The 10,101-nt window shown below is 67.9% G+C and carries 11 protein-coding genes; 4 read left to right on the top strand and 7 right to left on the bottom strand.

All coding sequences use genetic code 11. The features are described from left to right. Positions 1-100 precede the first annotated feature (100 nt). From V3B48_RS15700 to V3B48_RS15680, 5 genes are all read right to left on the bottom strand, one after another. The gene (locus V3B48_RS15700) at positions 101-1,528 is read right to left on the bottom strand and encodes an amino acid permease (RefSeq protein WP_032128498.1); all 1,428 of its coding nucleotides are present in this window, start codon (positions 1,526-1,528) and stop codon (positions 101-103) included. 177 nt (positions 1,529-1,705) lie between these two features. Then, on the bottom strand, positions 1,706-2,395 hold the full coding sequence (locus V3B48_RS15695) for a suppressor of fused domain protein (protein ID WP_219629534.1): 690 nt from the start codon (positions 2,393-2,395) through the stop codon (positions 1,706-1,708). A 5-nt stretch (positions 2,396-2,400) separates the two neighbouring features. Further along, positions 2,401-2,808, bottom strand: a complete 408-nt coding sequence (locus V3B48_RS15690; protein ID WP_329894051.1) for a hypothetical protein — start codon at positions 2,806-2,808, stop codon at positions 2,401-2,403. Positions 2,809-2,825: 17 nt separating this feature from the next. Continuing rightward, entirely contained in the window at positions 2,826-3,455 is a 630-nt protein-coding gene (leuE, locus tag V3B48_RS15685; RefSeq protein WP_005411716.1) for a leucine efflux protein LeuE, read from the bottom strand. A gap of 15 nt (positions 3,456-3,470) precedes the next feature. After that, a complete protein-coding gene (locus tag V3B48_RS15680; RefSeq protein WP_121504956.1) occupies positions 3,471-4,442 on the bottom strand; it encodes a LysR family transcriptional regulator in 972 nt (323 codons plus the stop codon). Between the two features lie 91 nt (positions 4,443-4,533). On the opposite strand from V3B48_RS15680, the gene V3B48_RS15675 reads away from it, so the two are divergent. Further along, the gene (locus V3B48_RS15675) at positions 4,534-5,541 is read left to right on the top strand and encodes a zinc-binding alcohol dehydrogenase family protein (protein WP_049420932.1); all 1,008 of its coding nucleotides are present in this window, start codon (positions 4,534-4,536) and stop codon (positions 5,539-5,541) included. A 121-nt stretch (positions 5,542-5,662) separates the two neighbouring features. Here V3B48_RS15675 and V3B48_RS15670 read toward each other — a convergent pair whose 3' ends face one another. Then, positions 5,663-6,268 (bottom strand): glutathione S-transferase N-terminal domain-containing protein, encoded by a 606-nt coding sequence (locus V3B48_RS15670; protein ID WP_329894050.1) that lies wholly within the window; start codon positions 6,266-6,268, stop codon positions 5,663-5,665. A gap of 45 nt (positions 6,269-6,313) precedes the next feature. Between V3B48_RS15670 and rmuC the strand changes: the two genes are divergently transcribed. The 3 genes from rmuC (at position 6,314) to V3B48_RS15655 (ending at position 9,002) form a co-directional block, all read left to right on the top strand. Beyond that, positions 6,314-7,849: a DNA recombination protein RmuC gene (gene rmuC, locus V3B48_RS15665; RefSeq protein ID WP_049400349.1), complete on the top strand. Its 1,536-nt coding sequence runs from the start codon at positions 6,314-6,316 to the stop codon at positions 7,847-7,849. A gap of 71 nt (positions 7,850-7,920) precedes the next feature. Further along, positions 7,921-8,319 (top strand): hypothetical protein, encoded by a 399-nt coding sequence (locus V3B48_RS15660; protein ID WP_329894049.1) that lies wholly within the window; start codon positions 7,921-7,923, stop codon positions 8,317-8,319. A gap of 137 nt (positions 8,320-8,456) precedes the next feature. Continuing rightward, complete coding sequence (locus tag V3B48_RS15655) at positions 8,457-9,002, top strand: glutathione peroxidase (protein WP_329894047.1); 546 nt, start codon at positions 8,457-8,459, stop codon at positions 9,000-9,002. An 84-nt stretch (positions 9,003-9,086) separates the two neighbouring features. On the opposite strand, the gene V3B48_RS15650 is transcribed toward V3B48_RS15655, so the two are convergent. Beyond that, positions 9,087-10,100: a VacJ family lipoprotein gene (locus V3B48_RS15650; protein ID WP_032128489.1), complete on the bottom strand. Its 1,014-nt coding sequence runs from the start codon at positions 10,098-10,100 to the stop codon at positions 9,087-9,089. Between the last annotated feature and the right edge of the window lies 1 nt (position 10,101).

The following is a 10,101-nucleotide window of genomic DNA, read 5'->3' as shown; positions in this document are numbered from 1 at the left end:
GGTGCCCCCCCCCGGGCGGGCGGCGCGCGCGGGCGCGCCCCGCCCCCCCCCCCCCGGGCGGGCGGGCCCCCCCCCCGCCCCCCCACTACCGGTGATCCGGTTATTTCGCGATCAGCGCGTGGCGGCGGCTGTACAGGAAGTACAGCACCAGGCCGGCCAGGTTCCACAGCAGGAAGTACAGCTGGGTGCTGTGCGGCAGGCTGAGGAACAGATAGATGCAGCCCAGCGCGGCCAGCGGACCAACCACGAAGGCCAGCGGGGTACGGAAGGTACGTTCGCGGTTCGGCTCGCGCAGGCGCAGCACCACCAGGCAGATGCCCACGGCGGTGAACGCGGCCAGGGTGCCGGCATTGGCCAGCGCCGCGATCTCGTCCAGGCGGGCCACGCCGGCCAGCGCCGACACCACCACCGCGGTGAACAGCGTGGTCGCCACCGGCGTGCCGGTACGTGCGTTGACCTTGGACAGGCCACGCGGCAGCAGGCCATCGCGGCTCATCACGAAGAAGATGCGGCTCTGGCCGTACAGGAAGGCCAGCAGCACCGTCGGCAGCGCGATGATCGCGATCACGCCGATCACCATCGCCGCGGTCGGATGGCCCAGCTGGCGCATGATCAGGGCCAGCGGCTCGGCGCTGTGGCCGAACACCGCGTAGCTCATCGCACCGACCGCGGCCAGCGCGACCAGCACGTAGACGATGGTGCAGCCGATCATCGAACCGATGATGCCGATCGACAGGTCGCGGCCTGGGTTCTTGGTTTCTTCGGCGGCGGTGGAGATCGCATCGAAGCCGTAGAAGGCGAAGAAGATGATCGCTGCCGCCGCCATTACGCCGTGTTCGACGCCATCAGGGCCCATCGACTTGGCAAAGCCATACGGCATGAACGGCTGCAGGTTGGCGCTGTCGAAGGCGGGCAGGGCCACGGCCACGAAGATGGCCAGCGCGATCAGCTTGAACACCACCAGGATGGCATTGAGGGTGGCGCTTTCCTTGGTGCCGGCCATCAGCATGCCGGCCACCAGCCAGGTGATGACGATCGCCGGCAGGTTGATCATGCCGCCTTCCACGTGCGGGCCGGCTGCGAGCCACGCTGGCAGGTGCACGTTCCAGCCGAACTGGGTGTGGACCCATTCGAGGAAGCCGACGAAGTAGCCGGACCAGCCCACCGCGACCGTACTCACCACCAGTGAGTACTCCAGGATCAGGCTCCAGCCCACCACCCAGGCGAACACCTCGCCCAGCGCGCTGTAGCTGTAGGTGTAGGCACTGCCGGCGGCCGGCATCATCGTCGACAGCTCGGCGTAGGACAGTGCCGCACAGGCACAGACCGCACCGGCGATGGCGAAGGAGATCAGCACCGCCGGGCCGGCCAGGTTGGCACCGACGCCGATCAGCGTGTAGATGCCGGTACCGACGATGGCGCCAATACCCAGCGCGATCAGGTGCGGCCAGCTGAGCGTCGGGATCAGGCGCCTGCCGGCTTCGTGGACGGTGACGGAATCTAGGGACTTGCGCCGGAACAGGGACATGCAGGCCTCGGAAGGGGTGACTAAGAACGACAAGTTCCCGAGTGTGACCGAACGCAGCGCAGCATTACCACTGACGGGGGTCATACGAGGGTCAGATGCGTCACCGGCGCGGCTGTACTCCGAGCATTCTGCCGGAATCGGCACAAATGCCGACAGGATTCGAAATGATTCGATCCCTCAAGGCGAGCCGGGAGGCGCTTGAAGCGTGAGAGCAGGGGCCAGATCGATGCTGACCCGCTGCGGATCGACCACCGGCGCCGCACCTTGGGTTCTCAACTGGGCCACCAGCACTTCGAAGCCCTGGGCGCGGCCGAACGCATGCTCGTCCAGGGTCAACGGCAGCAGCTGCAGGAAGTCGAATCGTCCCGATGGCAGTTGCTGGGGTCCAGGAAAATGCAGTGACGGAACGAAGACGGCCGCCTGCAGCATGCTCCCTGCGTGATCCACCGGCCCCCCCAGCTTCAGCCGGTCCCATGGCGCCAACGGATTGCCGGGCATGCGTGAGTGGCACAGCAGCAGGTGGTACGCGGTGAACCAGCGCAAGGTGGTCAGTGCCCAGGTCGCTTCTTCCTGCGTCTCAAGCATCAGTTCGATGCCCAACCCCGAATCGCCATCTTCGTGCCGCCCTTCCCAGGGGTTGGACAGGCCGGAGCTGACATAGATCCAGTGCCTTCGATCACCGTGCGGAGGGCAGGCATTGACGCCGACATGCAGCCAGCGCGGGTCGATCTGGTCCTGCTTGAAGACGTTGCGCAGCAGATCCATGTCGATCGGATAGATCCCCGGCCCGGTATCGCCGAACAACCGCCGGTACAGCGTCTCCTCCCGATATTCCCAGCTGCGCTCCAGCAGGGTGTCGTCGTCCATGGTGCTCACTCGGCCACCTTGCCGGGCCAGCGGCAGCCGTCTTCCTGCCAGGCCTCGACGTCATCGTGGAAGGTGGTGCGACGTCCGTCGCGGCTACGCTCGTAGCTCAGGTCCAGCACCAGCGCGCCCTGCGTGCTCAGCAGGTAGCGGCCATTGAGGCGCCCGTTGATGCGCTCTTCCCAGACGCTGTCGAACTGGTAGGGGCGGTCTTCGGCCAGCACCGTGGTCTCCATCGAAACCCGGCGCAGCAGCAGGCGTTCGCGCTGCCCGGCATAGCGAACGTCGGCCTGGCCGTCATCCAGCCAACGCCATTCCAGATGGATGCCGTCATTGCGGCCGCCGCTCAGGCAGCGATGATCCTGCGCGGTGGCCGCCGGGGCGGTCGTGTTGGCCAGAAGCAGCAGGGCGCCCATCGCCGTCGACCAGGGTTTCATCCGTTCAGCCCCAACCGGATGCCGAACCCCACCAGGAACAGGCCGGCCACGCGGCGCAGCGCATCGCTGATTCGCGGGTGCTGGATCAGGCGGCGGCGGGCCAGGTTGCCCACGCCGATCAACATCGAGCAGTAGGCGATGCTGACCACCAGGATGATGCCCGCCAGCGCCGCGAAGGTAGCAATGCCCTGATGCGCCTTCGGATCGATGAACAATGGCAGGAAGGCCATGTAGAACAGGATCGCCTTCGGATTGAGCAGGCTGACCAGGATCGCCTGCTGGAAGTAGCGGCCCGGCTGCATGCGGATCGGGCCGGCGTCGCCGCCCTCGTGCTTCGGCGTGCGCAGCAGGCTGATGCCGACCCACACCAGGTAGGCCGCACCCAGGTACTGCACCGCGTGGAACACCAGCGGGTTGGCCTTGAGCAGCGCCGCCACGCCCGCCAACGCCAGCCACATCAGGATCTGGTCGCCGACCAGCAGGCCGGCCAGCGCGGTATAGCCACCACGCACGCCGCCACGGCCGGTGGCGGTCAGCAGGGTGAAGGTGCCGGGGCCGGGCAGGGCGAGAAACACCAGCACGGCGACCAGAAACGTCCACAGGTCCTGGATGCCCATCCACGGCATGGCGGCGTTCTCTTGTTACGGGGGGCCGCCATTGTCGGCCAGTGCCGCCGTTGGCGACAGGGGGCGGGTGAGGCCAGTGGGCATGCCAGACAGCAGCGGTTGCAGGTGCTGGCGCAGCTGCGCATGCAGTTGCCGTACCGCTGGCGAGAACTGCTTGCGGTGCGGGCATACCAGCTGCAGCGGGATGCTGCTGCCAACACCATCGAGCAGCAGCTGCAGGCGCCCGGCCAGCACGTCCTCGCGCAGGTCCAGCCAGGACTTGTAAGTGATGCCTTCGCCGGCCACGGCCCAGCGTCGCACTACATCGGCGTCGTCGCAGACCAGCGGACCGCGCACCGGAATCACGCTGCGACGCCCGTCGACCTCGAATGACCAGCGATCGTAGGCGCGGCCGTTGAGTTGATAGACCAGGCAGTCGTGCTCGCGCAGATCCTCCAGGCGGGTGGGCGTGCCACGCCGCTGCAGGTAGCCGGGCGAGGCGGCCAGCACGCGTCGATTGCCTTCCAGCAGCGGCAGGGCGACGTAGTTGGCGTCGTCGAAGTGGCCGATGCGGATGGCCACGTCGACCGGGTCGCGGAATACATCGGCCACCTCGTCGGACAGGCGCAGGTGCAGGCGCAGCCGCGGGTGCGCAGCTCGGAAGGCGCTCAGCCAGGGCAGCAGCAGGTTGCGGCCGAGGTCCGAGGGCGCCGACAGCTGCAGGGTGCCGTGCAGCTCGGTGTCCTCGCCCTGCACGCGCGCCTGTCCCTCGCGCAGGGTGGCCAGTACCTCCTGCGCATACGGCAGGTACAGCGCACCCTCGCCGGTGAGGCGCAGGCTGCGGGTGGTGCGCACGAACAGGCGCAGGTCCAGCTCGCGTTCCAGCCGCGCCACCGCCGCAGCGACCTGCCCGGGCAGCAGGTCGGCCTCGCGCGCCGCCTGCGAGAAGCTGCCCAGTGCGGCAGTGCGGACGAACAGCTGCAGATCGTCGAAGCGGATCATCTTCATTGCCAGAGTGAAAGTGCTGCCCGATTCTGCGCCTTTCTGCGGGAGCGCGTGCGGCGCAACCTGTCGCCTCCTTCCCCACTGGACCGCTGCCATGCGCGCCATTGCCTACACCCAAGCCGGCCTGCCGATCGATGATGCCCAGGCCCTGATCGACATCGAACTGGAGCTGCCGCAGCCTGGCCCGCGTGACCTGCGCGTGGCGGTACGTGCGGTGGCGGTGAACCCGGTCGACACCAAGGTCCGTCGCGGCGTGGCCACCGATGGCCCACGCGTGCTGGGCTGGGATGCGGTCGGCATCGTCGACGCGGTGGGCAGCGAGGTGACCCTGTTCCAGCCCGGCGATGCGGTCTACTACGCCGGCGTCATCGATCGCCCGGGCAGCAACGCCGAGTACCAGCTGGTGGACGAACGCAGCGTCGGCCGCAAGCCGGCCAGCCTCGACGATGCCGCCGCCGCCGCGCTGCCACTGACCGCGATCACCGCCTGGGAACTGCTGTTCGACCGCCTGCGCATCCCCGAGGGCGGTGGCGAAGGCCAGACCCTGCTGGTGATCGGCGCTGCCGGCGGTGTCGGTTCGATCCTGGTGCAGCTGGCGCGGAAGCTGACGAAACTGACGGTGATCGGCACCGCCTCACGTCCGGATACCCAGGACTGGGCGTACGCAATGGGCGCACACCATGTGATCGACCACAGCCTGCCGCTGGCCGAGGGCCTGGCGCGGCTCGGCATCAGCGAGGTGCAGCACGTGGCCAGCCTGACCCACTCCGACCAGCACTACGCGCAGATCGTGGAACTGCTGGCGCCGCAGGGCCAGCTGGGGCTGATCGATGATCCCGGCCAGGTCGACGTGATGGCGCTCAAGCGCAAGGCGTTGTCACTGCACTGGGAGTCGATGTTTACCCGGCCGCTCTACAAGACCGCCGACATGCAGCGCCAGCATGACCTGTTGAACCGGGTGGCCGAGCTGATCGACACAGGCGTGCTGCAGACCACCCTGGGCGAGCATTTCGGGCGCATCGACGCGGCCAACCTGCGGCGTGCCCACGCGCTGCTGGAGAGCCACCGCGCCAAGGGCAAGATCGTGCTGGAAGGCTGGTAAGGCCCGGCTTTTTCTGTGGAGCCGAGCCTGCGCCCGGCTCTACAGCGCTTCATCCACGCATGGCGTGGATCAGCCGTGTCGACCAAGGTCGACACCTGCCAACAGCTGCGGAAGCCACTGCTCAGGCCACACCGTTGTCGACATACTCGGCGAAACCGGGCTGCTGGCGCAGGCGTTCGAACCAGGCATCTACGTGTGCCAGTACCGGCTTGCTGCCCGGCGTGCTGCGCCAGCGTTGGCTCGACAGCCCGAGCACGATGTCGGCCAGAGTGAAGGTGTTGCCCGCCACGTAGCCGTCGGTAGTGGCCAGCTGTGCATCAAGGACGCCCATCAGCCGGTTCCACTGCGCCAGGCTGGCCTCGGCACGGGCGTCATCCGGATAGTCCGGATGCTGGCGCACGCGCGCCATGAACACATGGCGCCATGCGCTGTTGAGGTCGCTGGCCTGCCAGTCCATCCACTGCTCCACCCGGGCCCGGTCCTTTGCTGCATGTGGCAGCAGATCCTCGCGACCGGCGCGTGCGGCCAGGTAGCGGCAGATGCTGTTGGATTCCCACAGCACGAAGTCGCCATCACGCAGCACCGGCACCTGCCGGTTGGGGTTCAGCGTGGCCAGCAGGTCCGGCGAGGGGGCCGGTTCGTGGTGCAGGGGCAGATCCAGCCCCGCGCACAGCCACAGCACTTTACGCACATTGATGGAGGTGGGCTTTCCGTAGAGGACGACCATGGTCCTGACGCAGCAGTTGAGACTCGGCCAGCCTACACTTGCCCCATGCAAACCGAATATCTGCTCATTGGCGGCCTTCTATTGGCCGTGCTCATCCTGCAGCTGGTCGCCCTGCTGCGCCGCCCGCCGCATGACCGCCTGGAACAGGCGGTGCGCGAGGAGGCGCGGGCCGGGCGCAGCGAGCTGCGCGAACAGCTCGATGGCTTCGCCCGCGCGCTGACCGATCTGTCCACCCGCACCGACCAGCGCCTGGACCTGCTGCGCGAAGCGCTGGGCGAAGATGCCCGCAAGGCGCGCGCCGAAGCGGCCGAGAGCCAGCAGCGCGGCGCGGCGTTGATGGGACAGCGGCTGCAGGAGCTGCGCGGCCAGCTGGAGACCTTCGGCCAGCAGCAGGAAGCCCGCATCCATGCGTTTGGCCAGCAGCTGCAGGAGCTCACCGGGCGTACCGATACCCAGCTCGGCGCGCTGCGGCAGACCCTGGTGGACGATGCACGCAAGGGCCGCGAGGAGGGCGCGCAGTCGCAGCAGCGCCTGACTGAAAGCCTTGGCCTGCGCCTGCAGGAACTGACCCAGCGCAACGAGCAGCGCATCGCCGAGATGCGCACGACGCTGGAAGAGCAGCTGCGCGCGCTGCAGAGCGACAATGCGCAGAAGCTGGAACAGATGCGCGTGACGGTGGATGAGAAGTTGCAGTCCACCCTGGAAACACGCCTTGGCCAGTCCTTCAAACTGGTCTCGGAGCGCCTGGAACAGGTGCAGCGCGGCCTCGGCGAGATGCAGCAGCTGGCCACCGGCGTGGGTGACCTCAAGCGCGTGCTGACCAACGTCAAGACGCGCGGCAGCTGGGGTGAAGTACAGCTGGAGAACATCCTCGAGCAGACCCTGATCCAGGAGCAGTACGCGCGCGGGGTGAAGGTACGCCCGGATAGTGGCGAAATGGTCGACATCGCCGTGCGCCTGCCGGGCCGCAGCAGCGATGACACGCCGGTGTGGCTGCCGATCGACTCCAAGTTCCCACGCGAAGACTACGAGCGCCTGCTGGACGCACAGGAGCAGGGTGACGCCGAACTGGTACGCGTGCAGGGTGCGCAGCTGGAGCGTGCGGTGAAGGTGCAGGCCAAGTCGATCTGCGAGAAGTACATCGTGCCGCCGCACACCACCGACTTCGCGGTGATGTTCCTGCCTACCGAAGGCCTGTATGCCGAGGTGATCCGGCGCCCCGGCCTGGTCGATCTGCTGCAGCGCGACCACCGCGTGGTGGTCGCCGGGCCGACCACGATCACCGCACTGCTCAACAGCCTGCAGATGGGCTTCCGCACGCTGGCCATCGAGAAGCGGTCCAGCGAGGTGTGGAGCCTGCTGGGTGCGGTGAAGACCGAGTTCGGCAAGTTCGGCGATGTGCTGGACAACGTGAAGGCCAAGCTGGACCAGGCCAGCAAGCAGATCGACCAGACCGGGGTGCGCACCCGCGCGATCGCCCGCAAGCTGAGGGATGTCGAGTCGCTGCCGGTTGAGCAGAGCCGCCAGTTGCTGCCGGACGCGCTGCCAGCAGAGGAAGGCAGTGACGGCGACGAGGCCTGAGCCACGCTGACACGCCGCCTGCATCGCCGATGCGTATGCTGGCGGCCTGTCCGCCTCGATCAGGTATCGTCATGCGCCTGCGCCGCTTCACCAGCCTTGTCCTGACCGCGCTGCTTGCCGCCTGCAGCAGCGCACCACCGGCTGCCGATACGACCGCGGCACCTGCCGCAGCCACCAGCCCTGAAGCGGCCGAGGCGTATCGCGAAGCGCGCGACGTTGACTGCCAGGCCGCCGGTGGCACCCTGCAGCGGCTCGGCCGGCTGCAGCGCGAGCAGTGCGTGATTCCCTATGCCGATGCCGGCAAGGCCTGCAGCCGCAAAAGCGACTGCACGGGCCAGTGCCTGGCCGGTCCCGAGGTGGCCGCTGGCAGCGCCGCTAGCGGTACCTGCCAGCGCGATGTGCGCCAGAACTTCGGCTGCCGCCAGCGCATTGATGACGGCAAGGCGCAGGGCACGATCTGCGTGGACTGATCGTATTGCCGGCCGCTGGCCGGCAACCGCATGAACCCTTGCGAACGGCCGCACGATTGCCGGCCAGCGGCCGGCACTACCGCCATCGCGCGGCGCTATGCTGGTGGGCCATTCCCCGCTGTTGCCGGAGCCCCCGCGTGAGCACCCCGATCCAGGACATTTCCCTCACCACCATCGACGGCCAGCCGTCCTCGCTTGCCGACTACCAGGGCAAGGTACTGCTGCTGGTCAACGTCGCCTCCAAGTGCGGCCTGACCCCGCAGTACGAAGGCCTGCAGGCGCTGTATGCGGAAAAGCACGCGCAGGGTCTGGAAGTACTGGGCTTCCCCGCCAACAACTTCCTCGGCCAGGAGCCGGGCAGCGAGGCGGAGATCCAGCAGTTCTGCCAGCTCACCTACGACGTCAGCTTCCCGATGTTCTCCAAGATCAGCGTGGCCGGTGACGATACCCATCCGCTGTACCAGCAGCTGACCGCCGCCCAGCCGCGGTCGATCGGCGAAGGTCCGCTGCGTGAGCGCCTGGCCAGCAAGGAGATCCCGATCCACGCAGCACCGGCGGTGCTGTGGAACTTCGAGAAGTTCCTGGTTGGCCGCGACGGCAAGGTCATCGCGCGTTTCGCCCCGGACGTGGCTGCCGATGACGCGCGCCTGCGCGAGGCCATCGAGGCAGCGCTGGCAGCCTGAGGAAAGCGTGCCAACCAAGGTTGGCACCTACCGGAAAAGAAAAACCCCGCCGAGGCGGGGTTTTTCATGCGCTGCAGACCGGACTCAGTGCGTCCACTGCGGCATCGGCATCGCATCGACCGGGATCGGCGAATTGGCATCGTCGTGGCCACGGTCGCGCTTGCTGCGCAGATCGTTCTCGATCTGGTAGTTGCGGCGCTGCATCCACGCATCGCGTACCAGCGAGTACTCGTCCACGGCGGTGTCACGCAGGTCGTCGATCGCCAGCAGCTGCGCGCGGGTATCGACCAGCTGCATGCCCTGCAGGCCGATGCGGATCTTGTCCTCTTCGATGCGGCGGATCGGCGACAGCGGAATGTCACCGGCCAGGCCGAACACATCGCGCACGGTGCGAGGGCCGAAGAACGGCAGTTCCACGTAACGCGAACGACGCCAGCCCCAGGCACCCAGGGTCTGCCCGAAGTCCTCATTGCGACGCGGCACCATCGCCTTGCTGGCCGGATCGAACAGGCCGCCGATACCCAGCGTGCTGTTCATCAGGAAGCGGCCGAGGCTGTCCCACGCATCGGCACCGCGGCCCTGCAGCAGCTGGTTGGTGATGGTCACCGGTGCGCGCAGGTTGCTGAAGAAGTTGCTGACGCCGGTGCGGGCGAAGCGCGGCACCACGTGGGTGTAGGCCGTGGCCAGCGGGCGGGCGATGCCACGGTCAACCGCGTTGTTGAACGTGTGCACCTTGCGGTTGAACGGTTCCCACGGATCGTAGGCTGCCGCGCTGCCAGTGTTGCCGGCACCGCCGTAGAGGGCATCGAAGTCGTCGTCACCACCGGGGGCGGTCGCCGCCGCGGCCCTGGCCGCATCGGTGTCGGCGCTGCGGGCCGGTGCGGATGGCGGCGTGGCCGGCGCAGGTGCGGCAACCACGGCTGTTGCCGGTGCGGCATCGACCGTAGCGGTATCGGCGGTGGGGGCAGAGGCCTCGGCGATGGTGCTGGCCGGGACCACGGTGCTGGCTGCGGGCGCATCGCTGCGTGCGGGCTTGCCGGCGCAGGCGGTCAGGGCGGTGGCCAGGACGATCAGGGGGAAAGTGCGTACGACGTTCATG

The organism is Stenotrophomonas sp. SMYL20 (genome assembly GCF_036320045.1).
GTDB lineage: Bacteria > Pseudomonadota > Gammaproteobacteria > Xanthomonadales > Xanthomonadaceae > Stenotrophomonas > Stenotrophomonas maltophilia_A.
Note: the sequence above shows the minus strand (reverse complement) of the source record. Positions and strands in the feature narration are given on the sequence as shown.